Consider the following 24429-nt stretch of genomic DNA (forward strand, 5'->3'; position numbering starts at 1 on the left):
GAGACTGTTTCTATGCTTCGTACCCTCAAAAATGCCTTGAGCTTTCTGCTGTTTGCGGGCGTACTGCTGGTGCTGGTCGGCGTTGCCCGCCCCGCCAACGCCGACCCGATCGCCGAAAAGAGCCCCCAGTACGCCGAGATCACCCAATCGCTGGGCGAACTGACCCAGCTCCAGGCCGACCCCAACGCCGACCTGGAGGCCGCTGGCTACAGCGCCGCCTCCCTGGCCCAAAAAATCTCTGACCTGCGCTTCCAAAAGTACATCCAAGAGACCAGCGAAGACTACGGCATCTGTAGCAACACCACCGCCGCCACCGTCGGCGTCTACGGCTACGACCCCGATCGCAAAAACGCCACCCCCGAGATCGCCTACCTGGGCGCTGGCCAAACCACCGACGACGACTGGGCCTGCACGGGCGTATTTCTGCCCGCCGATGCCACCGTTGCCGGGCTTGACCTGGGCGGGGAGGGCGCAATTGCCTCACTAGTCGATGGCACCCGCCTCACGATCAGTGAAAATTCGACCACGGGCGCGATCGAGTTCGATGCCCCCATCTACAAGGTGCTGAAAGCCGCCGATACTACTACGCCCCTACCCCAGCTCAGCCTGGGCGATGTCGCCGCCCAGGTGGCGAATGCCCCGGTTGATTAGAGAGTGGATGAGTGGATGAGTGGATGAGTGGATGAGTGGATGAGTGGATGAAGTCGAGAAGCAAACACCCCATCACCCCACCACCCCATCACCCCCTACCCATCTACCCATCCACCCCCTACCCATCTACCTCCCACTGGGAATACTAAAACTACATCCATCCATCTATAAAAAAGCAGGCCATTATGCAAACTCCCCTTCCCCATAGACGTTCAAAGCAGGCGATCGACTGGCAGCCGATCCTCGATCAGATGATTGAGGATCCGCGCCACCACACCCCCGCTTACCCCGGCGACCTGAAAGCAGCTCTGCTGCACCACGCTGGGATGAGCCACCATCCCAAGGGCGAGGCGACTTACCAACTGGCGCGGGAGATTGCGCGATTGACCACCTGCTGCGACCCAGAGATTGCCTACTGGTTTTCGCGCCTGGTGGAGCTGATGGACGACAACCCAGAATAAATGACGCGAAATGGTTCTGTGGCGCAGATCCCAGGGTTTTTGAAAAACCCTGGGATCTTGGTTTTTAGGAACGCGCCTGGCACTGAATGGCTACTCCAGCAGCACGGTTTTGGTCATGATCACCATCCACTGGTGGGGGGTGGGGGCGGGGCTGGCGGCGCTCTGGGGCACGGGGATGGGGTCGCTCCAGTCGTTGGGGTCGGCATAGCCGAAGCTATGGAGGATTTTGATGGTGCGATCGATCCCGGCGAGGCTGCCGTAGAGCATGTGGCGGACTTTTTCGGGGGTGAGGGGCCGGGTGGCGCTGTGGCTGCCGCCAGAGTTGGGCGGCAGCGGTAGGGAACCGGCCTCTGGGCTGTCGTTGGAGTCGGGGTCGAGATGGTCAAACATGGGTTCTGCTTCCTTACTTGCATTTGCAGTGAGTAAGCCCTGCCTGCAATCCCCTCCTGGGAGGGGCAGGGGTGGGTGCAACCCAGGCAGGTCACCGGCTTACTCGCGGTAAGCAGCCGGATTGTTGCTAAGGCTGGCCCGCCCCGCCCTACGGGCACCCCTCCGAGGAGGGGAAAGGGCTGAGGGAAACAGAACGCGAAAACCCTAGCCACCCACGCTTGAAGTGCAAACTGAGGGGGCTAGGGTACCATTGACCGTAGCCTCGCAATCTGCGTGCTAGATTTGCGGGGTCAGCTGTTCGTAGGTGGTGCAAACACCTGCGGACAGCGCTAACGTTTTCGAGTTCTGTGTGGTGACCGTTCTACTCAAACGGCTTAAGGAATGAGAATACTGGTACAGACGCTCCCCGTCAACCGTGGAGCCTTGATTGTAAACGAGCTGAAATTGTCATGGGCGGTGTGAAGGAGCCACCGCTGGATAAGACATCTGTGAAGGTGCTTATCCGTCAAAAATGCTGGATAAACACCCCAATTTTCCTAATTAACCCTCAAATGTGCCGGATAACACCCCAAAACCCAGGGCTTATCCAGCAAATATACTATCTAATACCTTAAGATCTGGGTGTTATCTCGTGGATTTGCCAGATAATACCGGAAGTATAGGGTCTTATCTAGCAGATCTGACACTTAATCCATAGTTATGCCGCAAGCTATAAAATGAACGACGAACTGTAGATGAACGAAACCTCTGCTTTAGACTTTAATGATTCCGCAGATGACTGTGTCCATTCGCATCCGATTCCTGCATCGGAATTGCATTCGTACCGTGTCGATAGCGATCCCCACAGCGAACAGGACATCGCGCGTTATGTCGAAATCGAGGCACAAGAAGAGGTATTGCACATCGAGAAGATAAAACAAGAAGCCGTCTTGGGTGACATCTATGAGATGTGGGATGTTACTACGGATCAAAATAGGTGGTGGGTGCTTACGAATCTGACTAACCTCTATTCGCAGGAGCATTTCCCAAGTCTCGATTACACTCTGTCGTTTCATATCGGGCTGATGATGCGGCTACGGAGCCGACCGCAGGGTGCCGATGCAGATGATCCATCCCCATTTGATGAGGTCTTTCGCCGCCAAGTACAAGCAAAACGCCAATATGAGCGTGCAGTTGAGGCTGTAGATTATCAAGCAGTGGGTATGCAACTTCGTGAGTGTCTAATTTCACTCATCGCTACTGTTCGCCGAAAAATTGAAATTGATTTGGACATCGAGCGCCCCCAAGATGCCAATGTAAAAGAGTGGAGTAACCTACTACTAGACCAAATCTGTCGGGGTAGCAGCAATCAACGCCTCCGCAAGTATCTCAAGAATACTGCTAGCCAGACGTGGGAACTTGTCAACTGGCTGACGCATGATCGCGATGCGGATAGTACAGCCGCTTCTCTTGCGTATTCATTGTGACACTCCTAAGTCAGTACAAGTTTACATGGAGTGTCAGATAAAGTCTTGACTATTACACACTATGGTTGGACATTTTGTTCAACTTTTGATGCGAGATCGAACCGACAACACAGAGGAGTGTCCAGTTTGCAAATCGCGCAATGTTCGTACACATTATGACCCGATGATCGAACCAGATGGTGATTACTACATGACTTGTGGTGAGTGCGAGTGGAACACACATCCAAATCCGGAAAGTATGTGAAGCTCATAATTGTACAGGTGTGGCATAATCGGGATAGGGAGAATCCTCACGAATCCCCCCTCCCACACCACCCATCGTGCGGCTCCGCAATGGGCGGTTCTCAACCTACCTGCTAGACGAAGTAACACCCTGGGGGTCGAGATCTTTGTCTACATCCACCGGCCCCAGGAAGATTTTTCGGATTTGCTGATGCGCTGGCGGCACACGCAGATTTTGATCGATCGCGGCTACGAGTGGCTGCTGCCCCAAAAGTACCAGCACCTGCTCAGCGACGGCACCGACAAAAGCCACCCGCTGTTTGTGGTGTTTCCCGAAACGCCAGGGCACATTCTTCAGGGGTTGCAGGGGGCGGGGCTGCCCACGGTCATTCTGCCCTTCGATGCCGAGGTAATGGAACCGGCTGAGACCCCCAGTTCCCTTGACCTGGGCGACATTCCCGAGCTAGACGACATCGACCCCAGCGCCCTAGAGTCCCCCGATGAGTAAGCGCTGGCCTCTCTTTCAGTCCCCGGTCTGGCACTGGGGACGCTGGTTTTTGCTGGGCTTTTTGGCCCTGAGAATCGGCTTTTGGCTGACGGCTTTCCCCAACCCCGACGAAGCCTACTACTGGCTGTGGGGGCAGCGTCCGGGCTTTTCCTACTACGACCATCCGCCGTTTCACGCCTGGGTGCAGGGGCTGTTTTCGGTCCTGGGCCGATCGCCTCTGGTACTGCGGCTGCCCAACGCCATCAGCAGCGGCATACTGGGGCTTACTTTCTACCGCATCTGCCGCTATCTCTACGGCGACCAGGCCCGCGATCGCCTCTGGCTGGTGGTGCTGCTGGGCCTGTCATCGCCGCTGTTTTTCTGGTACCTGGGCCTGGCCTGGCACGACCACTGGCTGGTCACCTTTGCGGTGATCAGCAGCTTTTTGTTTGTGCGCTACGTGGATGAAGCAGTAACCAATCCGGCTGGGAGCGGCAGAGACCTATACGGTGCCGCTCTATTTCTGGGCCTGGCCGGCCTGTGCAAGTACAATGCGCTCTTCGTGGGGCTGGGCTTTTTTGCCCTGGTGGTGAGCGACAAAACGCGGCGGTCGCTGCTGCGCGATCGCCGCCTCTACCTGGCCCTGGGGCTGCTCCTGCTGGTGCTCTCGCCGATCTTGATCTGGAATATCCAGCACGACTTTTTTTCCTTTCGCTTTTACCCAAAATGACCACATCGTCCACATAGCGGGTAAAGCGGTGGCCCCGGCGTTCCAACTCTTGGTCGAGGTCATCCAACAGGATGTTGGCGAGCAGCGGCGACAGGGGCGACCCTTGCGGTGTCCCCCACTCTGGGGCCTGTACTACCCCCTCGACCATGACCCCGGCTCGCAGGTATCGGCCTATCAAGGCTAGCAGGGTCTTATCCCGCACTTTGCGGGCGACTCTTGCCATTAGGACATCGTGGTTTACGGTGTCAAAGAACTTTTCCAAGTCCAAATCCACCACCACCCGATAGCCTTCCTTGACGTATGCCTTCACCTGTTTAATCGCGCCGTGGGCACTGCGGTTGGGACGACACCCAAAGCTGAACTCGGAAAACTCCGGCTCAAACAGTGGCGTCAGCACCTGTGAGATGGCTTGCTGGATCACCCGGTCTAGGACTGTTGGAACTCCCAACAGCCGCTCTCCCTTGCCCCCTGGCTTGGGGATGACGACCCGTCGCACCGGAGCAGGGCGGTAGCGTCCATCTCGTAAGGTTTGGCGAATCTCTCCCCAGTGAAGTCGGGCGTAGGCCGCAAAGTCGTCCAGCACCATCCCGTCTATGCCGGGGGCACCTTGATTGGACTTCACTTGCTTCCACGCTCGGTGCAGGTTCTCTGAGTCGAGGACTCGCTCCATCAAATTCGTCTCTAAGGCTGGCTGCATGGGTCTACGCCAGTCCGCTTCTCCCCCATTCGGGTTCATCAAAACGGCTGAGTTTGTCATGGCTCCTCCTTTCTTGGTTAAGTTCGGCCCTTCGCCCTATCTGGCCCATTACAGGCCAGCGTTTGACTACTATGACCTCGGCTGACTTCTGCCCCCTTCAACGTTTGTTGCCAATCGTTGGGCCGTCCTCAATGCCTTAGGGTTCTGTGGCTACCCGGCCGTTTCCGGCCAGACCTCAATCAGACTCCCCTAGCCTCAAGGACTGCCAAAAGGGCAGACCTCCCCAGATAAGACCGTGAACTGTCGATGCGCAACCGCGTCATTTACCGTATCCCCTGAACCAAAAGGCTTCGTTGTGTTGTGCCAACTCGCCCCAGAAACTCGGCCTTCTATGACGTTTCTGTTCGTCGGCTCGCACCTTTGCCGCTGGCTTCCTCCAGACCCTCCCTCGCGGAAACGCCCTTGCCTTTAGCTAGTGGTTGTCCATCTCTCGGCTCCTATGACTTGCGAGCATTTGGATGGCTGGTTCTCCCACAGGGGACTTTCACCCCATTAGTTCACGCCCATGCTGGGCGTACACCCCAATGCACCCGACCGTTAATAGGTTATCTAAGAGCGTTCAGGGTTGTCTGCGGCGGGTGATTGGGAACGTTAGTCTGTTCTTGCTGAAGCTTCGTTGACCTGTAAGCCAGATAAAACCCGGTTTCTGGAGATGGTAAGAGGAAGCTGTGAAGCTATAGTTGAGCCTATCCCTGACAGTATGCACGAGTGTACATACTATAATTGAGATGGTCTACCAGTGGAATAGGGATAAGGCCACGGCCAACCTGCGTAAGCATGGTATTGACTTTGCTGATGCTGTAGCCGTTTTCTCCGACGACCTAGCCCTTACCATTCCAGACGAGCGATTTGACGAAGAGCGGTTCGTCACGATCGGATTAGATGGGTTCGGTCGGGTTCTGGTAGTGGTCTACACCCTGCGAGGCGAAGCGATTCGGGTCATCTCAGCCCGCAAAGCAAGCAGGCAAGAGCGGCAGCAATACGAGGAAGGATAACTATGGAAACCGAATACGATTTTAGGCAGGGAAAGCGAGGCGCGGTTGACCCGACACCATCAGGCAAAACGCGTATCACGATCCGGCTTGATGATGACATCCTGGCGTGGTTTCGTGAGCAGGTTCATAGTGCAGGCGGGGGAAACTATCAAACCTTGATTAATGAAGCCTTGCGTCAACATATTCAGACTATTCGCCAACCCCTTGAGGAAACCCTACGAAAAGTAGTTCGTGAAGAACTTGAACGCATTGAGAGGTAAAGCTGTTGCTGAGGACAAACACCCCGCCGCAACGGACGGTAGCAAGCTTGTCGGTTAGAAAGGTATCGTAAACTCATAGCGTTGCCCGCAAAGCACCTGCGCCCATAGAGCGATCAGGCCCAAGCCATGACCCTCCAAGAATTGCAAGCCCATCTTCTCGCCCTAACCCCTGCCGAAAAAGCCGAAGCGGTGCAGCTTTTAGTACAAAGCCTCAGCAACACCTGGCCGGCATCGAAAAAGCACCTGGCATTGTCGGCGGCGATGCCTGCATTGCCGGTACCCGCATTCCCGTTTGGGATCTGGTGCAGTATCGCCGCTTAGGGGCTACCGACGCCAAAATTTTGGAAGCCTACCCCCAGCTTACAGCCATTGACTTAGCCAATGCCTGGCACTATGTCGACATCTATCGGTCTGAAATCGAGGCTGCCATCCGTGAGAACGAGGCCGCCTAAGGGTGATACGACTTTATGCTGACGAACAGTTTCCGTTTCCGGTAGCTCAACGGTTAAGAGCCTAGGGCTACGACATTCTCACCGTGCAAGAGGCCGGGCAAGCCAATCGACGCATTCCAGATGAGGAGGTTTTGCAGTTTGCAATCAGTCAAGATCGGGCCGTCATTACTCAAAATCGGCGAGACTTTATTAAACTCCACAATCAGTCTTCTGCCCATGCAGGAATTGGGCACTGGTCTGTTAAGAGGAGATACATTGAAACCCTCTCAGGCAGAGAAGTTCCTGGGTGGATAGCAAGCGACTACACAAGCCGATCGCCATGGCCGGAGTCGTCCGTTTGCCCAGTCCCCAGTGTGGCCTGACCCAGTTGTGGAGGATCCGCTGAACATCCAAGGTTCGTTGCAATCCATCACGAGTCTTAGCATAGAGGTTTTGACGCCGACGATAAGCGCTGCATCGCCGCCTCAGGGCGGCATTGTGAGCCTCGTTATGGTTGGCATGCACCTCGGCTAGCGGGCTAACCGCGGTGTAGGGATGCTCGGGTCTCACCCACACGACCCGCCTGAGACCTTGAGACCCACCCCCAACGCTGCCGCCAGTTTATAAACCGCCTGCTCATACTTTTTAGCGGACAGGCTATTCATCTCCAAGAACGCTTTAGCCGCTTCACCCACCATTACTACATCATTATCCAACTCTAACCAAGCCATGTCTTGAGGACGACCAGCGGTACTCACCCCGGATAGAACGACTGAAGATAACCCATCTGCCACTTCCGCTCCCATCCAAATCGGAGCGCATTGATCTAATTGGACCTGGTAGAACAGCTTGGAGGCCGACGAGCCTAGATCAGCGGCTAACTGAACCATAGGGGGGATAACTGCAGAAAGTTTCATTGTGAAACCTAGAACGCTACTCCTTCACCATAGGGCTATCTAACCTCAAAGGATTCAAAAGGTTAATTAAATTTACTTTTAAGCCAGAAATGCTCGAAAAATGGTTATACAATGTTAGCTAGATCAGGTCATGTTCTCAGTGCTACGCCCCCTCTGAGGGGCTTCGCGGAAAGGCTACACAGTACGCCAGGGTTTTGGCAAAAACCGGGCAACGGCCCTCCCCCCAGGGTTTCTACCGTTTTTGAAGACGCTGCCGCTCTCGCCTCAGGGTGGCGTCATATTTTTAACCCAGCTTCTCCATGCTTTCCACGAGCAACCTCTCCGCCGCTCAAGCGGAGACCTACTACACCCACGAGGACTATTACTCGGCAGAAGAAGCGGCTCATCCGACAAAGTGGGTGGGGAAAGGGGCTGCGTCGTTGGGGTTGGCTGGGATTGTCAATCAGCAGGAATTCAGCCAGATGCTTTCTGGGCAGGCTCCGGACGGGCGATCGCTGATGGGGAAGGTGGTCGATCCAGAAAAGCGGCGGGCGGCAACAGACTTTACCTTTAGTGCCCCCAAGAGCGTCAGCATCGCAGCCCTGGTGCAGCAGGATGAGCGGGTGTTGGCGGTCCATCATCAGGCGGTCGCGAAGGCGCTGTCGGTGTTGGAAGAGCGCTATGCCCAAACTCGAATTTCGACAGAAGCAGGGAGAACCAAGGTGACGACAGGGAATATCGCCGCAGCGGTGTTCACTCATTCCACCAGCCGGGAGGCGGAGCCGCAGTTGCATAGCCATTGTGTGGTGATGAATGCGACGCAGCTGGAGGATGGGCGGTGGTTTAGTTTGAGCAATGAGGGGGCGATCGCCAACCAAAAGCTCCTCGGCCAGATCTACCAGAATGAACTGGCCGTCGCGCTGAGGCAGCAGGGCTACCAGATTGAGCCGAAGGCTCAAGAGAAGGGAGTCCAAATTAGCATGGCAGAAGTCGGACAAGCTTGGCAGAACGGCTATGCCGAACGATTAATGAGAACCATAAAAGAGGAGGAAGTTGATCTATCGGAATATCGAAACTTTACAGAGGCGTATCAACAGATCGAACACTTCTTGGAGGATGTGTATATGAAGAAAAGAATCCATTCCTCTCTAAGTTATCTAACACCTGAAGAATACGAACAAAAATGGAATGAACAACAAAAGAAAAAGCATGATATAAAAGAGTAGATCTCTTAATTCCCTTGATCTACTGTCCGAATCTAAGGGTTCACTTCACCTTTCACTTTCATGGCGACTTCCAGGCCATACCGCCAGACTTTTCGGGTGCGATACCGACTGGGACACTCCCTCAGGGCCAAATAGACGCTAGCCAAGTCCCACAGTGCTTTAGCATAGCGGTGTTCTCCATCGGTAAACCAGCGAATGAACGGGCAGCGTTTGGCCCACTGCCAGGCCTGTTGGGTTCCCCGTTGAAACAGCAGTTCGTCTTTGTGCCCGGCCATCGCTGAGACCCAGTAGCGGCTCTGGCGCTCAATAAAGTGAATCGTCCACCCTTGGGCGCTACTGGGGGGGACGGTTCTCGCCCACGCGAGTGTAGACTTCATCGCCTTCCAGCGTTACCTCTCGACCACCTGGGGCCGGCGGTGACCAGGCATCCGCTTGACGGGCTAAGCGCTCTTCCCACCGCAAAATGGTAGAGTGCGACGCCCCAAACAAGCGACCGGTTGCTCTCACTCCCAGGCCTTCGCTGCGACCATTGAGGGCGGTCGCAACCACTGAACTCGGGGTGCGCAGGCGAGCCATCGGGGTGCCGGTTCGGTCGTTAAAGCACTTGCTGCAACCCTTACAGCGATAGCGCTGAAGCACAGTGCCGTCCGAAAGCGACTCTCGCCCGTTTTTCACGACTTGTTGGCTTTGGCAGTAAGGACAATCCATCATGCTGAAGTAGTTACACTACAGTCATTCTACCTATCAACGCCTAACAGACCAGTGCCCAGGAATTGTTGTGTGCTCTAAAAACTTGGATTGGGATGTCTATACTACTCAAATTCATCGTGTCTTAAGCGGCCAAGACAATATTTCTGGTCAGCTTTTGCGCGTTACTAAGTAGCTATATCACAAGCTATATCACACTGAAAACCTGACAATTTGTGCCTAAAAATAATCTGCTTGGCAACTGTCAACTGACAAAAACGCTGCAATAAAACTGTTGCTATATAAGGGTTTCAGCCTTTTCGCAGCATCCATAACCGCAATTTATCGTTTTCACAAAAAAGAGCGTTTGCTCTTAATTTCTACCCCCCGTAAATTTAGGGTGTTCTTCCTTTAGGGGTTACCCATGGATTGGATTGTACCGACCGTCATGCTCGGAGCGGCCACCGCCACCGCCACCACCTTTGACGACAACATCTACCTGACCATGTTCTTCAGCAAAACCAACCGCACCTTTCGGCCCCGCCACGTGGTCGTCGGTGAGTTCATTGGCTTTACCGGGTTGATTGCCATCAGCCTGCTGGGCTTTTTGGCCGGGCTGATGATCGACCACATGTGGATTGGCCTGCTGGGCTTCTTGCCCATCGCCATTGGTGTCAACGCCCTGCTCAGCCGCCAAACTATGGACGAAGACGAAACGGTAGACGTGTCGATCGCCAACCCCACCAACCCCCACTACCGCAAAGTGCGGCAGACCTCCCTGTGGCACACCCTGCGCGACCCCCAGACCTACAAAGTATCGGCGGTGACCCTGGCCAACGGCGGCAACAACCTGGCCATCTACATTCCCCTGTTTGCCAGCACCACCCTGCCCCGGCTCGGCATTATTCTGGCTGTATGCTATGCCGCCATCGGCCTGTGGCTGACCCTCTCCTACAGCCTGGTGCGCCAGCCCCAGTTGGCATTCATCATGGCCCGCTACGTACGCCGCGCCTTCCCCTTCGTGCTGATCTGGCTGGGGGCCAATATTCTGATCGACAGCGGCAGCCACCAGCTCTTTGCCGCCCTGGTTCCCGGCCTGTAGGCAAGCCCGCCACCCCTATTCGTAAACATCTCGACGGTGCTTGATCAGCAAGATGATGACCTCTGCCGCCTGTTCATCAATGCGGTAGACAACCCGATAGTCTCCTATTCGATAGCGGTAGCGCCCAGCCAACTCTCCCTTTAAAGCTTTGATATTTGGATGTTGGCGAGGGTTTTGCTCTAACGTCTCAAATGCTCTCGCTAACCGCTTTGCCAGCGAAGTATCAGCTGACCGATAGAACTTAGCGGCACGGTTGGTCAGCCTGACCCTATACATCGCTACGCAAAGCTCGCCAATCGACCAGCTCGTCAACCTCGGCTTCCTGTTCAGCCGCATTTAACTCAGGCGCAAATCCAGGAATGGCCAAAAGCTCTGCTGTGGCATCGCTATTTTCACGTTCCACCAGATACGACAAAAAGTCGAGTACCACCGCCAACCGCTCTTGGGACAGCTGCTCAACATAGCGATAAATCTGTTCTCGCGTATCCGAGGAATTCAACATAGGGCCACCCGACACACAGGATAGCCCCATTGTAAAACCCCTACTACCGCTTCACTCCCTACCCCCTACCCCTATGCACCTCACCATCACCCATCGCCGTACCAGCAACACCCCTGCCGACCAGACCAACGTCAAGCGCCGCTCCGATCGCATTCGTGAGCACCTGGCCAACGAGCGCACCTACCTGGCCTGGATGCGTAGCGCCATTTCCCTGATTGGCTTTGGCCTGGTGATTGTGCGCCTGCGCATGTTTCAGGTGCCGCTGGTGGCCTCGACGGGGGTGACCTGGAAACTGGGGTTGGCCTTTGCGGTGATTGGCCTGCTGACGGTGCTGCTCTCCACCCAGCACTACTACGGCGTGCGCCGCGACATCGATGCCGACACCTACGAACCCGGCGATCGCTGGGTAGCGCTCTTTAGCCTGGCCGTGCTCTTTTTGGGGGCTGGCATCATCTACTACGTCTTTACCGCCCCAATGCTGCTCACCGGAGCCATGTTTGAATAGTCAGCGGTTGTCTAAACACCGCCCGAGGTCTAGCAAGGCTGCTTAACAGAGTTAGCATTCAGCAAAAAGATCGGCTTTGATTCCATGCTAAAAATATCTGCAATTGTTTCCTGATTTACTTGAAATTTGATCAAATTTAAGGATGATGGTAGCTACCTATACTAATGGCGGCCACCTCAACCATGATTCACGATGCTCAGGGCCTTGGCGTTAGCACCGACTCTCCCCAGGCCGTAGCGGCCATTAACCAGTTCATTGACCAGGCACTCACCTACGGCTGCGAGGCCGAAACTACCATTCACCAGGCGATCGCCGCCGATGCCGACTGTGCGATCACCCACGCCTACGCCGCCGCCCACTACCTCAGTCAAGAAAACTGGGCGGGTCGGGTTAGCGCCAGACCCCACCTTAAAAAGGCCCTGACTGGGGCGGCTGAGGTCTCGCGCCGGGAGCAGCTCTACATCTACGGCATCCACGCCTGGGGGCAGGGCCAGATCGAGCGGGCGATCGCTTGCCACACCGCTCTGGTGGAGGAGTTTCCCCAAGATCTGGTGGCGGTGCAGCAGGCCCAGTACCACTATTTCTACCGGGGCGACAGCCAGGGGCTCTTGAACGTGGCGCTGGCCGCTCAGCCCACCCCTTGCCACACTCCTTTGCACGACAGCCTGTTGGCCTTTGGCCTGGAACAGTGCCACCAGTTCACCCAGGCCGAGGCCCTGGGACGGCGGGCGACGGAGCTGCGCCGCCACAACCCCTGGGCACACCACGCTGTGGCCCACGTGCTCGATGCCCAGGGCCGCCACCGGGAGGCCGTGGACTGGATGATGACCTACGCTGACACCTGGGACACCTGCAACTCGATGCTCTTTACCCACAACTGGTGGCACGTGGCCCTGAGCTATCTGGCCCTGGGTGACACGGCGGCGGTGCTCAGGCTCTACGACAGCCATGTGTGGGGCCGCGCCCGCCAGCACACCCCCAAAGACCAGGTGGGGGCAATTTCGCTGCTGCTGCGGCTGGAGCTGGCTGGGGTAGAGGTCGGGTCGCGCTGGCGATCGCTGGCCCGCCCCCTCCAACTGCGGCTGGCCGAACAGGCCCTCCCCTTCCAGGATTTGCACTACGTCTACGCCCTGGCCCGTGCGGGCCACACCGATGCCGCCCGCACCCTGATTGACAACATGGCCAGCTACGGCCACAGCCTGATTAAGCCCAATCAGCACCTCTGGCTGAAGCTGGCGGTACCTGCCGCCCAGGGACTGGTAGCCCACGCCCAGGGGGATTGGGAGCGGGCGATCGCCCACCTGCGCCCGGTGCTGCCCCACCTCTATCGCCTCGGCGGCAGCCACACCCAGCAGGCGCTGTTTCGAGCGGTCTATTGCCACGCGGTGGAGCAGCCGAGGCGGCTGGCGATGGCGTAGGGGGAGTGGGGAGTGAGGGGTGGGGAGTGGAGAGTGGGGAGTGGGGAGTGATCCCTCACAACCTTTGCAACCAACAACCAAATTCACCCCCTACCCCCTACCCCTCCACCCATTCATCAACAAAATCTATTACTTCTAAAAATAAGACTATTTGCTCTTATAAAAGCTCCTTCGTAAGATCAACTCATACGGTTAAAACCTTGGCCAGCAGCGCATTGTCGCTGTCGTATCGAACTGGTGGGGTTATCTATCGCAGAGTGACATTACGTTGGAGATAGTTATGGCCTTGGCCGGAATTGAACTTTCCCTAGACACAGTTTCCATGCTGCTGGCCTTGGTGGCCATGGAAACTGTGCTATCTGCCGACAACGCCGTGGTCTTGGCCGCTCTGGCCCAGCCCATTCACGACTCCCACCAGCGCCAGCAGGTACTCAACTGGGGTCTGGTGATCGCCTTTGCCCTGCGGGTGGGGCTGCTGTTCACCGCCACCTGGGTGGTGCACTTTTGGCAGGTTGAACTGCTGGGGGCGGGCTATCTGCTGTGGCTGGGGGGCAAGCACTTCTGGCCCCAGCTCATGGGCGACATCCCAGGCTCAGAGCCAACACCCGACCCCTCTGGCAATTCGCTGATGCGGGTGATTGGCCTGATTGCCCTGACGGATTTGGCGTTTTCTCTGGATAGCGTGACCACAGCGATCGCCCTCTCCGACCAGCTCTGGCTGGTGATCACCGGCTGCGCCATCGGCGTCATTACCCTGCGATTTCTGGCCGGGCTGTTTGTGCGCTGCTTGGAAGAGTATGTCTATCTGCAAGATGCCGCCTACCTGGCGGTGTTGGGAGTGGGCTTGCAGTTGCTCTGCAAAGTGATCCATCCGGCCATGGTACCGCCCCAGTCGGCGGTGCTGGGGGTGATTGCTGCTCTGTTTGCCTGGGGATTTTCCAAGCGGGTGGAGATGGAGGGGTAGAAGGGGTGGGGAGTAGGGGGTAGGGAAGAGGTGTATATCAAATCCGAATTCCCTACCCCCGGTACCCAAGGGGTCAACCTGTAGGGGCAAACGGTTGTTTGCCCCCGACCAATCGGGGGTAGCCAAGGCGGATTCGGTATCAGAAGGCAGAATTCAAAGTTCTCCTTCTGCCTTCTTAATTTATTGAGGTTGTTATGAAAACCAACTCTAGACGAGAGGAATGGTTTCAACGGGGATGCCGCGATCGCGATGCCGGTCTTCTGCCCCGCAGCACCGACTCCGCCTACTGGGACGGCTACCGCTCGGGTAGACCCCTGGGCCTGGATGAGGTGATCCGCTACTTTCCGACGCTGGAAGCGTTTTTGGCGTGGCGAGCGAGAGGAGTGGAGGGGTGAGGGGTAGGGGGTGAAGGGGTGGGGGGTAGGTTTAGTTGGTGGTTGCAGGGGTTGGAGTTGCATACAGACACTCCCCACTCCCCACCCCCTACCCCCTACCCCCTACTCCCCACCCCCTCACTCTTCCTCAAACCACTCCGCTCCACCGGGCAGTGTGGCCAGAACATCGTTAATTCGATTGGGTAGCGCTTTGCGGGGGGTGGTGTAGGTGAGCTGCAAGAGTTCCAGGGCGGTGGTGAGCAGCGTGGCGCGATCGATACGGGTGGCCAGTTGCTTTGGTTTGAGCTTGCCCTCAAAGGTTTCCAGGCTGGCGGGTAAGATAGCCTCTTCGAGGGCGTCTTCCAGGTAGGTGTCCCAGTCATCAGCTTTAATGTAGTGGCTGGTCTGGTTGTCTTTGAGGTTCAGCTTACTAATTTGCAAGATTGAGTCAGAAATTGACACTAGCCAGGAGTGGGTAAGGCGCTGCTCGACCTGATTTTTGATGAGATGCACCAGCAGCCGCACCAAAAACGACTCGATATTGCGCAGAATCGCTTGCTTACCCATGCCTTCTAGCTCGTCCACCAGCACCAGGGCGTCGTCGTAGCGACCTTCTAAAAGGCTATGTCTCAGCTCCACCAGTTCTTGGGTCATAGGACAGTCAGTACGCAACAATCGCCCAGTGCAAAATGCCCACCTCCACTCTAACCAAAAACCCTCACCCCCTACTCCCTACTCCCCCTATCCACCCCTATCAGGGCAGACACATTGGTCTGCGCCCTACTCCCCACCCCCTACCCCCTCACTCTCCCCATACATCGCCAACACCGGCCCATAGGTAGCCCAGTCCACCGCTGCAAACCGCAAAATCCCCGCCTGGGCAAGCTGCTGTTGCAGCGCGGCGTCGGGCTGGAGGAGGGCCTGCTGCAATGTGGAGATCACATCCTGGCCCAGCCGTTGGGAAACGGCGATGGGCGGCATGGGGGAAGGGCCGAGGCTAGTGATAATGCGGAGCTTTTGGCCAAGGGCAGGATCGTTTCGCAGGGCCTGGTCGAGGACGGTGCTGTCGATCGCCGCACAGTCGGCCTGCCCGGTGAGGATGTGTTGCAGCGATCGCACATGCCCTCCCGACTCCACCCGCTGCCGAAAGAACCCCCAGTTTTGCCCCCGCTGGCTCAGCTCGTAGCCCATCCGGCTGTAGCCGCTGTGGGAGCCGCGATCGTTGTAGGAAAATACCGTTTGGGCCAGGTCGTCCCAGGTGTACAGGGCACTATCCGCCCGCACCACCACATCCGAAAAGTACACCGGCTGCCCGCCGTAGCGAACCCCGGCCATTACCGGAGCCACCAGGGGCCGCAGCTGGTGGGGCGCGCTCTGCCCGTAGCGCATTAGGGGCAGACCGCAGATGAAGAGTAAGTCCCAGCGATCGCCTGCCAGAGCCGGATCCTCCAGCGGGTCATGCTCCCCCTGTATGACCTCCACCGAGCAGCCCAAGTGCTGACCCAGATAATCCCCAATAGCGCGATACAGCCAAAGAAGGTTAGGGGAGAGGTAGGAGACGGCGAGCATTGGGATTGGAGAGTGAGGGGTAGGAAGTGGGGGGTGAGGAGTGGGGAGTGAGGGGAGTGGGGTGTGGGGTGTGGGGTGTGGGGTGTGGGGTGCTAAAACGTTATCCCCTGTATCCAACCACCAAACCTACCCCCCACCCCCTACCCATCCACCCCCCACTCCCCACCCATCCACCTACACGCTGGGCAGCGGGAAGAACGTGCCGCTGAACATGATCCAGGCGACCAGCAGGGTCAGCAGGACGTTAAAGGTTTGCCCCACCACGTACAGCACCACTGGCGAACCGCCCCGCACCAGGCGCGCCATTTCTACAAAGTTCGATTGCAGACCAATGGCGGTAAAGGTGAGGGCAAACAGCCAGTTGCGGAACCCATTGGCCACCGACAGAATGCCGTCGGTGGCGTCCTGGCCCAGGCCGGGGATAAACACAAAGGAAAACAGCAGCGATGCGCCGACAAATCCCAGAATGAACTTGGGAAAGCGGTACCAGATCTCCAGGGCAGAGGGCTGCCGACCGGTTTCCTGGGCCTCAAACTTAGTCACCCAGATGATGGCAATGATGAAGGCCAAAAAGCCGATCAGCACGTTCTGGATCATTTTGATGATGGCGGCTACCTCGGTGGCACTTTCGCCCAGAATGGAGGCCGACGCCACCACCGCCCCAGTGGCGTCAACGGTGCCGCCGATCCAGGCTCCGGCCACAAATTCATTCAGGCCCAGCACACCGGCTAAAATCGGCATACCGACAATCATCAGGGCGGTGAAAATCAGCGACACCGAGATGGCAAAGCTGATTTCTTCGCGCTTGGCCCGCACCGCAGCCCCGGTGGCGATCGCCGCCGACACCCCGCACACCGAGGTGGTTGCCGCCACCACCGTCACCAGTTCGCGGCTAGAAATCCGCAGATAGCGGGTGCCCAGCAGGTACATGAAGTACAGCACAATCGGCGTCACAATCCAGGCGACGGCCAGCCCGTAGCTGCCCAGCACCAGAATGCGGTTAAACAACACCGTGGCCCCCAGCAGCACCAGGCCGGTTTTGATGAACAGCTCGCTCTTGAGGGCGGGGCGCAGCCACTGGGGCGTACCAATGGTGTTACTCACCACCAGGCCCACCACCAGGCCCCAGATCACCTGGTCCACGCCCCAGCCGCTCAGGGTTTCCTGGCGACCCAGCACGTAGGCCAGGGTGGTCAACAAAAACAGGGCTGGGAAGGCAACCCAGTAGCGCTTGACGCTTTCGCCAGTGGTGGCGACCGCCAATCCGGTCACCAATCCCAGCCCGATCAACAACCCGATTAACCCCGGAATGGTCTCCAGAGGAATGGCCTCAAAGGGGTTCGTTGTCCAGCGGCCAATGCCGGGGACAGAGGTCACCCAGCCAAACAGGGCGACCAAAACAAAGCCCGCCCCCAGCCAGTTGGCCCACCAGTCTTCTTGGGTGAACAGGGCCGTCCAGCCCTGCTGGTGGTAGACCGCGTCTTCATCCGGCAGTTGCTGATCCGGATAATCTCTCCAGTCCTCCTTAGGTCTAGTCATGATGATTTTTATTGTGAAACGTCAGTCGGTCATCTCTCCCAGAGACCGAGTGGCCCTGGGTTATACCAAATCCAAATCCCATACCCTCGACACCCAAGGGGGCAATCTGTAGGGGCAAACGGTTGCTTGCCCCCAGCTAATCGGGGGTAGCCAAGGCGGACTCGGTATTAGCCCCTGGCGCGATCGCCCAAGGAGCCTCAAAACAAAAGAACGGTATCCCAATCGGAATACCGCTCTTTGCCTAGCAGCCTCTCATGATTGAGAAAAAATTACAAGTGTTTTCAACTTCAATTCTACGCAGGCAGTCGAGGGTGGGTCAGTCCCGCGATGGGGTTGGCAAGTCGGCCTGGGCCGCAACCCGCAGCGGCCACCAGCGAAACATGGCCTGGTGCAGGCCCACCGCCCAGGCGATCGCCAGCAGCCAGCCCCCCACAACATCGCTGGGGAAATGCACCCCCAGGTACACCCGACTCGCGCCAATGGCCAGGGCAAACAGGCCCCCCAGCCCGATCAGCCAGGGCCGTCGGGGGCTGTCCCAGTTGATCAGCACCAGGGCCAGCACAAAGGTCATCGAGTAGGTGGCGTGGCCGCTGGGAAAGCTGAAGTCGGCATGGGGCGGAATGCCCTCCCACAGGGCGGGTCGCACCCGATGCCAGAGCAGTTTGGCGTTGAGGTTCAGCACCGCGCTGCCCCCCGTCACCAGGGTCAGATAGGCCGCCACGGGCCAGCGCCGCCGCACCAGGGCCAGGGCAATCAGCCCCCCACTGGCGGGCATCACGCCCCAGTAGGTGCCCAGGTCGGTGGCGATCGCCACGCCCCGATTCAGCGCTGGGCTGGCGTAGCGGTGCAGCCGCAGCAAAAAAGCCGCATCCCAGGCGGGCAGGGCGGGGTAGGCGGCGACCAGCAGGCCAAGGGCGATGAGGGCGATGAGGGCGGTGAGGGAGAGTAGTAGACCGTAGGGGGTGGGGGGTTGGGGGTGGGGGGTGGGCTGGGGCATGGGGTGAGGGGGATAGAGAGGGGTTTCCAAGATTTAAGCGTTCGCACGTGTGAACGTTTACACGTTGCCACGTTCACACGTTTCAATGCCCTACACAAAAAAACGCTCCCCACTCCCCACTCCCCACACCCTACGCCGAGATCCAAGCCATCATCCAGTCAGGCAGCACGGTGGTCAGGCTGGCCAACAGATCGCCCTGGAGAAAATCCGGCATCTCGATAATGTGGAACTGCACCAGTACCACGATCGCCACGGTGTAGACAGTAGACGTAATCAACCCATTGCGGAGAGAGTTCGTTTTAGAACCTTCCCCCTCTTTTTGTAGGGCGGTGACGGCCCCCTGCTGCATCAGCACAAAGCCGACCACGTTGGTCAGCCAGTAGCCCACGCCGGTCAGCGGCACCAGGGCATCGGGCCAGGGGCGGCTGACCAGGTAGCCAAAGCCCAGGGCCAGGGGCAGGTTAATGACTAAATCATTCCACCAGCAGAGGGGGGAGAGCAGGTAGCCCACCACTACCAGGGTGCCGCCCCACAGGCGACGCAGGAGGGCACCGGTTGACTTGGGCATCTCTGGTGCTGCGAGGGAGGTATCTAAGGCGGCGGGTTGGGTTTTAGGCTCAAGCACGGGCGTAGGAGTCATTTTTTTAATCAGTTAGATGGGTTAAATCGTTAGATGTTAAGGGCAGGGCTGGCTGGGCCTAGGCCCGCAGGGTGGCGATGATTCGCTTTGGATGGCTGAGCAGATCGAGGGCATCGAGAATGCTGGTGGAGACGATATCGGCGGCCACCAGGGTTTCTACCGCACCCCCTTCGGGCTGCACCAGGGCGATGCCCAGGGCGGCAGCTTTGAGCATGGGGGCATCGTTGCGGCCATTGCCAATGGCGACCACCCGATCGGTGCCCAGATCGCTCACAAAGGCCAGCTTGGTTTCGGCTTGACCTTCGGCGGGGGCAATGGTCAAGTCGAGGGGTAGGCCATCAAGCCCGGTCTTGGCCAGCCCAAAGGTATCGGCGGTAAGCACATAGATATGTAGATCATGGGAGAGCTGGGTCAGTTTTTCACCCACCTGGGGAAGGAGATGGCCATCGACGGCCAGGGTGCCGTTGTAGTCGAGCACCAGATGCGCCAAGCGTAGGTGACGGAAGCCGGGAACAGTGATCTCAATCATGGTCTTAGCAGAAGATTTAGGGCCAGGGCAATGACGGTGACGACATAGATGCGGCGCAGCCAGCGGTTGGGCAGGCGCAGCACCACCCGCCCGCCCAGAAACGCACCCAGGAACATGGCCGCCCCCAGCAGCAGCCCGAGGCCGACGTTGACCAGTCCCAGGGAGAAAAAGATCACCGTGGCAATCAGAGACGAGAAGATGTTGACCAGTTTGCTGGTGGCGATCGCCTCCACGAAGGTGTGGCCAAAGCAGCCCACGAAGGTCGCCGTCAGCAGGGTGATGTAGCCACCGCTGAACAGCCCGCCGTAGATGGCCAAAAAAAAGGTGGCCAGGTACCCGGCCACATTCCAGAGGGGAGACAGGGGCTTGGGGCTGGGCTGTAGGCCGCGATTGCCCAACCCCAGCGACACCCCCACCACCACCAGCATCGACGCCGCAATGAAGGGCGATAGGGCGCTGTCGGGCAGCCACCGCAGCAGCAGCGCCCCCAGAGCAGAACCCACCAGGGTGAGGGCAATCAGCCCAGGGGCGCGGCGCAGATCCAGCTTGCTCTGGCCCACAAAGGGGATTGTGGCCCCCACGCTCATCAGGGTGAGGGCGGCCATGTTGGTGGCGATCGCCACCTGGGGCTCTACCCCCGTCTGCATCAGCGCGGGCACCGTGATCAGCGAGGTGCTGCCGGTCACCATGCTGACCGCACTGGTGAGGAAAAAGACTCCGGTCAACACCAGCAGCACCCAAGCAGACAATTCCAGGCTGCCCATGCCCTCTACCAAACCAAGACTAACCACCGATAGCTCAACCCCTTCCCTGACGATCAGGTTATACACCTAAAATCCTACCGACTTACCGGTATATGCTGGGAAAAGTATGCCACAATTTCAATACGCTCGTAATTGTTTTTGAATCACTTCTGACGTACAAATTGTTTGTTTTCAACGGCTGTGCTGTCTTGTCTGTTCTGCCCTTCACGCCCAAAACACAATGGCGAATTCTCCCGAGTCTTACCGCCCCGCCCCTGACTGCGGGCTCGCATCTGACCGTTCCCCTGTCTCCAGCAATTCCCATTCCCCCGGGCGCTGTTGGCCTGCCCCAGACGACCCTAGGGTTACCCCGCCAGAGCGATCGCGGGCGGCCCTGTTTGCCCCCGGCTGGCTGGCCCTCGGCCTTCACCGGGTGGCCCACACCCTACACCAGCGGCAGGTTCCCCTGGTGCCGCGACTGCTGTCTCACCTGGGGCGCTTTGTCACCGGCACCGAAATCCACCCCGGTGCCCAGATTGGCGCTGGGGTGGTGATTCGCCACGGCTATGGCGTGGTGATCGGCGAGACGGCGATCGTCGGCCAGGGCAGCGTCATCCACCAGGAGGTGACCCTGGGCGGCACCGGCAAAGAGCGGGGCAAGCGCCACCCCACCCTGGGCCAGGGGGTGGTGGTGGGGCCGGGGGCCAAGGTGCTGGGCAACATCCACATCGGCGACTATGCCCGCATTGGGGCGGGGGCGATCGTCCTGCGCAGCGCCCCCAGGGCCGCCGCCGTGGTGGGGGTGCCGGGGCGCAACCTGGGGCCGATTGTCTCGGCCTCCCCCACCCCCGCCGACTGGCAGCCCGACCTGGAAGCTCAGGTGCTGCGATCGCTGTTTGTCCGGCTTCAGTCTCTAGAAGCTCAGCTAGCGACTCTGCGAACCGCAGATCCCGCTACAACCCTACCCCTGGCTCAGTCCAACGACCTGATCGAAGCGTTCTTTGACGGAGCTGGCATCTGATATGACCCTTCTCACCGCAGCCGTGGCCATTCTGTTTTTCGGCGATTTCCTCTCCACCTTCTGCTACCACATCCCCGAACACGTCTTCGGCAAGCTGCACCTCAGCACTCACCACGCCGGGCAGCAAACCTTCCGCCACTACGCCGTGCTCAGCCCCACCGCCACCGTGCTGCTCGATGGCCTCCTGGGAGCCATTCCTTATATAGTGTTGGGGCTGTTGCTGCTGCCCCTCTCGCCCTGGGGGGTGGCCCTGGGGCTGAGCCTGGGCCAGGCTCACGTGTGGTGGCGACACACCACCGCCCTCGGCTGGCAAACCCCGGCCTGGCTCCGGCAGGGGCTAGAACTCATCGGGAGCATGTCACCTTTGTAACCCAATGGCTCCATTGAGATAAGCACAACGATGGGCCAGCACCTGGGGAACATTGTCCTCATTCCACTGGGCCCCTGAGATTTTGACTCTGCGGCTGATTTGCTTGATAGCCGATTCAACCGCCCCTGAGCCAATATCCTGAGCACATTGGTGATACATTTTTTACATTGATGCGATGTTACAAAGCTTAAAAATGGAAAAAACTTCAACGGAAGTAGTTGATGGAAATGCCTGTGAAGTCGTTGCATCTAACCAAAGTAGTATTCAGGAATTAGAATACTACTCTAGAATTGGCAAGCCCAGTAGGCATGCATTGATCGTTTGCGATAGTAATACGATTCGGATTTTTCCCCTGGAAAAGGAAAAGCTAACCATTGGTCGCCATAATAGCAACGATATTGTTCTGCAGTATAAGGGGGTTTCTCGCCACCATGCCGTCATTCAGGCTATAGGTGAAACCTGCTGGATTGCCGATGGCAATGAGCAGGGAAAACCAAGTATGAATGGCCTGGCCATCAATGGTGTAGTGCGTAAGTCTCAACAGCTTCAGGATGGTGATCTAATTGTCATTTGTCGGGGTGTTTATTCACTATTTGTCAAACTTGAGGATGGCGATCGCAGTCCACTTGGTTATAAAAACTTTAAGAAGTTCCTGCTTGCCTGCATGCATCAGGAGCAATTATCTGATTTGCCTGCAAAAGTCCTATCGCAAACCATATCCCCAGAGTTCGTAGTATGCCTGGACGAAATAGGCACTATTTTATCCTTTAAAGAGGCTTTAGATATTCAAGATCTAAGCCTTTTTCGCCTATTCAAGCACAATATAGGTCGGCCTATTGACCACGTACTTGCTTCTGCTGATGAGTACAAGGTTATTAAGGCTATACAAGACATCAAAAGCATGAAGCCTGTTGATGCCCGTCAAATAGGCGACATCTTGGGCGGCTTGTTCGTAAGAAACATTTGCACTCACACGCAGGCAACAGTTTTCTAAATGAGGGCTTAACTGGCGATGGGCAGGCACCGCAAGCCGTTCCGCTTGACGAGTAGTGACGCTCAACTGGCCCAAGGTACTTTTCAACTGTCGTGTGCGTCCGGCTGCTGTGCCGCTAACCGTGCGGATAAAAAATGGCCGAGTTCTGGGCTGACATGCGCCTGAATTTGCTCACGCACGGTCATCTCAATGCCCTCTAGAGTCTGCATGTCAGCCGGATCGCTCTCCTCGTAGAGCAATTGAGCGATTGCTGCGAGATGAGTTTTGAGTTGGGTGGCTTTCTCAGGGGTCATCAGTTAGGCCTTTAGGTCAACACTTGCATCCTCACCTGTTTCAGCCGACCTTGCAAACCTGACATGCTCCCGAACTCATCGGCATCGTCACCCCCGAACAGCACTGGCTCCACCACAAAAAAACCAGCATCGCCTACGGCGACATTTTTACCTGCTTCGATGCCCCCGGTCGGCAGTGGCTGCGCTGGCTGCGCTGGCTGCGGCGCAGCCGGGAGCTGGGGGTAATTAAGGCGGCGTTGGGGATTGGGTGAAAAGGGAGAGGGGTGGGGGGTGGGGGGTGGGAAGTGATGGCGTGGAGAGATGATACCAAATCCGAATTCCATGCCCCCGATATCCAGCAGGTAAACCTGTAGGGGCAAACGGTTGTTTGCCCTAATCCAATCGGGTATGGCCAGCCAGGATTTCGTATGAGAGGTGGAGAATTCAAAATTCAAAGTTCAAAGTTGTTACCCTACCATTCCCTACCCCCTACCCCTCACCCCCTACCCCTTCGTTCTGCCATCGCAATTTATTTTCTGCCCATAAAAAATCACCTGTGTAGCGGCTGACGCTGGCTACTGCCCTCCTACAAGACGGCAACCAGGGCCAGCGCTACACAAGCGATCGTTTGACGCATTTCACTGAGAAAGAGCGGAACCGCCGTTAGGAGTCGGCAGCCCGATGGAGTGCCCTAGCTGAGGGCGTTGATCACGTAGTCAATGTAGGAATTGACTTCTACCGCAGGATCGCCGCTGAGCCCGTGGTTGGCTTTGATGTACTTCAAAGCTTCTACGTACCAGCTGGGTGATAGCTCAAAAGCGCTGTTAATTTCAGCCAGACCGGCAACCAGGTAGTCGTCAATGGGGCCAGTGCCGCCCACAATTAACCCGTAGGTGATGATCCGCAGATAGTAGCCGATGTCGCGCACGCACTTGGCTTTACCGCGATCGTCAGCAGCGTAGTTTGGCCCCTGGAGCTGGTTGGTGTAGGGAAACTTTTGGTAGACCGCGTTGGCGGCCCCTTGAGCCAGGCTATCGGCTTTGCTAGCCAGGGTTTTAGCCGCCGCCAGAGTGTTTTCAGCCTGGCGAAAGCGACCAAAGGCCACCTGAAACTCAGCGCTGCTCAAGAACCGCCCCTGGGAGTCGGCAGTGTTGATGGCTTCGGTTAAGGGTGTTTTTGACATCGGAAAGATTACCTCAAACGTAGATGAGTAAAGGGTAGTAAAGAGTGT

At 57.4% G+C, this 24429-nt stretch carries 33 protein-coding genes and 4 pseudogenes; 19 read left to right on the forward strand and 18 right to left on the reverse strand.

The features are described from left to right. The first annotated feature begins 12 nt into the window (after window positions 1-12). A complete protein-coding gene (locus tag NF78_RS01325; protein ID WP_035984458.1) occupies window positions 13-651 on the forward strand; it encodes a hypothetical protein in 639 nt (212 codons plus the stop codon). A 185-nt stretch (window positions 652-836) separates the two neighbouring features. After that, window positions 837-1112 (forward strand): hypothetical protein, encoded by a 276-nt coding sequence (locus tag NF78_RS01330; RefSeq protein WP_197064732.1) that lies wholly within the window; start codon window positions 837-839, stop codon window positions 1110-1112. Between the two features lie 90 nt (window positions 1113-1202). Here NF78_RS01330 and NF78_RS27895 read toward each other — a convergent pair whose 3' ends face one another. Next, entirely contained in the window at window positions 1203-1502 is a 300-nt protein-coding gene (locus tag NF78_RS27895; RefSeq protein ID WP_052049549.1) for a hypothetical protein, read from the reverse strand. Between the two features lie 734 nt (window positions 1503-2236). Here NF78_RS27895 and NF78_RS01340 point away from each other — a divergent pair. From NF78_RS01340 to NF78_RS01350, 3 genes are all read left to right on the forward strand, one after another. Then, entirely contained in the window at window positions 2237-2968 is a 732-nt protein-coding gene (locus NF78_RS01340) for a hypothetical protein (RefSeq protein ID WP_197064733.1), read from the forward strand. Window positions 2969-3401: 433 nt separating this feature from the next. Further along, window positions 3402-3698 carry a hypothetical protein gene (locus NF78_RS01345; protein WP_263970525.1) on the forward strand — a complete coding sequence of 99 codons (297 nt, stop codon included), beginning with the start codon at window positions 3402-3404 and terminating at the stop codon, window positions 3696-3698. Further along, window positions 3691-4407, forward strand: a complete 717-nt coding sequence (locus NF78_RS01350; RefSeq protein WP_052049551.1) for an ArnT family glycosyltransferase — start codon at window positions 3691-3693, stop codon at window positions 4405-4407. The genes NF78_RS01345 and NF78_RS01350 overlap by 8 nt, the downstream gene beginning before the upstream one ends. Before the next feature lie 25 nt (window positions 4408-4432). On the opposite strand, the pseudogene NF78_RS28825 reads toward NF78_RS01350, so the two are convergent. Beyond that, window positions 4433-5164 (reverse strand): annotated as a pseudogene (locus NF78_RS28825) (reverse transcriptase domain-containing protein); the annotation flags it as partial. Between the two features lie 728 nt (window positions 5165-5892). Between NF78_RS28825 and NF78_RS01355 the strand changes: the two are divergent. From NF78_RS01355 to NF78_RS33330, 5 genes are all read left to right on the forward strand, one after another. Further along, entirely contained in the window at window positions 5893-6159 is a 267-nt protein-coding gene (locus NF78_RS01355) for a BrnT family toxin (RefSeq protein ID WP_035984460.1), read from the forward strand. A 2-nt stretch (window positions 6160-6161) separates the two neighbouring features. After that, window positions 6162-6419: a BrnA antitoxin family protein gene (locus NF78_RS01360; RefSeq protein ID WP_035984461.1), complete on the forward strand. Its 258-nt coding sequence runs from the start codon at window positions 6162-6164 to the stop codon at window positions 6417-6419. Window positions 6420-6545: 126 nt separating this feature from the next. After that, window positions 6546-6740, forward strand: coding sequence for a hypothetical protein (locus NF78_RS32750; protein WP_263970526.1), 195 nt, complete (start codon window positions 6546-6548; stop codon window positions 6738-6740). Next, the gene (locus NF78_RS32755; RefSeq protein WP_263970625.1) at window positions 6704-6871 is read left to right on the forward strand and encodes a DUF433 domain-containing protein; all 168 of its coding nucleotides are present in this window, start codon (window positions 6704-6706) and stop codon (window positions 6869-6871) included. Before NF78_RS32750 ends, NF78_RS32755 begins: the two co-directional genes overlap by 37 nt. Before the next feature lie 74 nt (window positions 6872-6945). Further along, window positions 6946-7233, forward strand: a complete 288-nt coding sequence (locus NF78_RS33330; protein WP_412768527.1) for a DUF5615 family PIN-like protein — start codon at window positions 6946-6948, stop codon at window positions 7231-7233. Here NF78_RS33330 and NF78_RS30680 read toward each other — a convergent pair. Both NF78_RS30680 and NF78_RS01370 read right to left on the reverse strand, forming a co-directional pair. Then, window positions 7121-7450: pseudogene (locus NF78_RS30680) on the reverse strand (IS1 family transposase); the annotation flags it as partial. The gene NF78_RS33330 and the pseudogene NF78_RS30680 sit on opposite strands and share 113 nt — an antisense overlap. Beyond that, window positions 7417-7767 (reverse strand): hypothetical protein, encoded by a 351-nt coding sequence (locus NF78_RS01370; RefSeq protein WP_156119595.1) that lies wholly within the window; start codon window positions 7765-7767, stop codon window positions 7417-7419. The gene NF78_RS01370 and the pseudogene NF78_RS30680, both read right to left, overlap by 34 nt. A gap of 299 nt (window positions 7768-8066) precedes the next feature. Between NF78_RS01370 and mobF the strand changes: the two genes are divergently transcribed. After that, window positions 8067-8972, forward strand: a complete 906-nt coding sequence (mobF, locus tag NF78_RS01375) for a MobF family relaxase (protein ID WP_035984435.1) — start codon at window positions 8067-8069, stop codon at window positions 8970-8972. Between the two features lie 47 nt (window positions 8973-9019). Here the strand turns inward: mobF and NF78_RS32100 are convergent. Continuing rightward, a pseudogene (locus NF78_RS32100) lies at window positions 9020-9680 on the reverse strand (transposase); the annotation flags it as partial. A gap of 403 nt (window positions 9681-10083) precedes the next feature. Between NF78_RS32100 and NF78_RS01390 the strand changes: the two are divergent. Then, entirely contained in the window at window positions 10084-10761 is a 678-nt protein-coding gene (locus NF78_RS01390; RefSeq protein WP_035984464.1) for a cadmium resistance transporter, read from the forward strand. A 15-nt stretch (window positions 10762-10776) separates the two neighbouring features. Here NF78_RS01390 and NF78_RS01395 read toward each other — a convergent pair whose 3' ends face one another. Continuing rightward, window positions 10777-11097 (reverse strand): type II toxin-antitoxin system RelE/ParE family toxin, encoded by a 321-nt coding sequence (locus tag NF78_RS01395; protein WP_318655443.1) that lies wholly within the window; start codon window positions 11095-11097, stop codon window positions 10777-10779. Next, complete coding sequence (locus tag NF78_RS01400; protein WP_035984467.1) at window positions 11030-11263, reverse strand: hypothetical protein; 234 nt, start codon at window positions 11261-11263, stop codon at window positions 11030-11032. The genes NF78_RS01395 and NF78_RS01400 overlap by 68 nt, the downstream gene beginning before the upstream one ends. 73 nt (window positions 11264-11336) lie before the next feature. Between NF78_RS01400 and NF78_RS01405 the strand changes: the two genes are divergently transcribed. The 4 genes from NF78_RS01405 to NF78_RS28835 all read left to right on the forward strand — a co-directional run bounded on the left by NF78_RS01405 (window position 11337) and on the right by NF78_RS28835 (window position 14545). Next, on the forward strand, window positions 11337-11768 hold the full coding sequence (locus NF78_RS01405; protein ID WP_035984468.1) for a YidH family protein: 432 nt from the start codon (window positions 11337-11339) through the stop codon (window positions 11766-11768). A gap of 164 nt (window positions 11769-11932) precedes the next feature. Continuing rightward, the gene (locus tag NF78_RS01410) at window positions 11933-13186 is read left to right on the forward strand and encodes a tetratricopeptide repeat protein (protein ID WP_225885199.1); all 1254 of its coding nucleotides are present in this window, start codon (window positions 11933-11935) and stop codon (window positions 13184-13186) included. A 280-nt stretch (window positions 13187-13466) separates the two neighbouring features. Beyond that, window positions 13467-14150, forward strand: a complete 684-nt coding sequence (locus NF78_RS01415) for a TerC family protein (RefSeq protein WP_035984470.1) — start codon at window positions 13467-13469, stop codon at window positions 14148-14150. A 194-nt stretch (window positions 14151-14344) separates the two neighbouring features. Next, entirely contained in the window at window positions 14345-14545 is a 201-nt protein-coding gene (locus tag NF78_RS28835) for a hypothetical protein (RefSeq protein WP_072015940.1), read from the forward strand. Between the two features lie 117 nt (window positions 14546-14662). Here the strand turns inward: NF78_RS28835 and NF78_RS01420 are convergent, their stop codons facing one another. From NF78_RS01420 to NF78_RS01450, 7 genes are all read right to left on the reverse strand, one after another. Continuing rightward, a complete protein-coding gene (locus tag NF78_RS01420; RefSeq protein ID WP_035984471.1) occupies window positions 14663-15178 on the reverse strand; it encodes a DUF29 family protein in 516 nt (171 codons plus the stop codon). Window positions 15179-15304: 126 nt separating this feature from the next. Then, window positions 15305-16093 (reverse strand): phosphate/phosphite/phosphonate ABC transporter substrate-binding protein, encoded by a 789-nt coding sequence (locus tag NF78_RS01425; protein WP_035984472.1) that lies wholly within the window; start codon window positions 16091-16093, stop codon window positions 15305-15307. A gap of 174 nt (window positions 16094-16267) precedes the next feature. Further along, the gene (locus tag NF78_RS01430; protein WP_081972460.1) at window positions 16268-17632 is read right to left on the reverse strand and encodes a YeiH family protein; all 1365 of its coding nucleotides are present in this window, start codon (window positions 17630-17632) and stop codon (window positions 16268-16270) included. 316 nt (window positions 17633-17948) lie between these two features. Then, window positions 17949-18629 (reverse strand): phosphatase PAP2 family protein, encoded by a 681-nt coding sequence (locus NF78_RS01435; RefSeq protein WP_052049555.1) that lies wholly within the window; start codon window positions 18627-18629, stop codon window positions 17949-17951. Between the two features lie 130 nt (window positions 18630-18759). Then, the gene (locus NF78_RS01440) at window positions 18760-19269 is read right to left on the reverse strand and encodes a hypothetical protein (protein WP_197064735.1); all 510 of its coding nucleotides are present in this window, start codon (window positions 19267-19269) and stop codon (window positions 18760-18762) included. A gap of 58 nt (window positions 19270-19327) precedes the next feature. After that, a complete protein-coding gene (locus tag NF78_RS01445; RefSeq protein WP_035984474.1) occupies window positions 19328-19798 on the reverse strand; it encodes an HAD family hydrolase in 471 nt (156 codons plus the stop codon). Beyond that, a complete protein-coding gene (locus NF78_RS01450; protein ID WP_197064736.1) occupies window positions 19795-20628 on the reverse strand; it encodes a sulfite exporter TauE/SafE family protein in 834 nt (277 codons plus the stop codon). Before NF78_RS01450 ends, NF78_RS01445 begins: the two co-directional genes overlap by 4 nt. Window positions 20629-20782: 154 nt before the next feature. On the opposite strand from NF78_RS01450, the gene epsC reads away from it, so the two are divergent. Together epsC and NF78_RS01460 are read left to right on the forward strand one after the other, a co-directional pair. Then, window positions 20783-21562: a serine O-acetyltransferase EpsC gene (gene epsC, locus NF78_RS01455; RefSeq protein WP_081972461.1), complete on the forward strand. Its 780-nt coding sequence runs from the start codon at window positions 20783-20785 to the stop codon at window positions 21560-21562. 1 nt (window position 21563) lies between these two features. Beyond that, entirely contained in the window at window positions 21564-21932 is a 369-nt protein-coding gene (locus NF78_RS01460) for a hypothetical protein (RefSeq protein WP_052049563.1), read from the forward strand. On the opposite strand, the pseudogene NF78_RS30695 reads toward NF78_RS01460, so the two are convergent. Continuing rightward, window positions 21921-22067 (reverse strand): annotated as a pseudogene (locus NF78_RS30695) (ISKra4 family transposase); the annotation flags it as partial. The gene NF78_RS01460 and the pseudogene NF78_RS30695 overlap by 12 nt on opposite strands. A 40-nt stretch (window positions 22068-22107) precedes the next feature. Between NF78_RS30695 and NF78_RS01465 the strand changes: the two are divergent. Further along, window positions 22108-22926 carry an FHA domain-containing protein gene (locus NF78_RS01465; RefSeq protein ID WP_035984475.1) on the forward strand — a complete coding sequence of 273 codons (819 nt, stop codon included), beginning with the start codon at window positions 22108-22110 and terminating at the stop codon, window positions 22924-22926. A gap of 83 nt (window positions 22927-23009) precedes the next feature. Here the strand turns inward: NF78_RS01465 and NF78_RS01470 are convergent, their stop codons facing one another. The 3 genes from NF78_RS01470 to cpcA all read right to left on the reverse strand — a co-directional run bounded on the left by NF78_RS01470 (window position 23010) and on the right by cpcA (window position 24381). Next, window positions 23010-23219, reverse strand: a complete 210-nt coding sequence (locus tag NF78_RS01470; protein ID WP_035984476.1) for a hypothetical protein — start codon at window positions 23217-23219, stop codon at window positions 23010-23012. An 11-nt stretch (window positions 23220-23230) separates the two neighbouring features. Then, window positions 23231-23653, reverse strand: a complete 423-nt coding sequence (locus tag NF78_RS01475) for a hypothetical protein (protein WP_156119597.1) — start codon at window positions 23651-23653, stop codon at window positions 23231-23233. A 236-nt stretch (window positions 23654-23889) separates the two neighbouring features. Beyond that, on the reverse strand, window positions 23890-24381 hold the full coding sequence (gene cpcA / locus NF78_RS01480) for a phycocyanin subunit alpha (RefSeq protein ID WP_035984479.1): 492 nt from the start codon (window positions 24379-24381) through the stop codon (window positions 23890-23892). Between the last annotated feature and the right edge of the window lie 48 nt (window positions 24382-24429).

This window comes from Leptolyngbya sp. KIOST-1 (assembly GCF_000763385.1).
In the GTDB taxonomy this organism is placed as follows: Bacteria; Cyanobacteriota; Cyanobacteriia; order Phormidesmidales; family Phormidesmidaceae; genus Nodosilinea.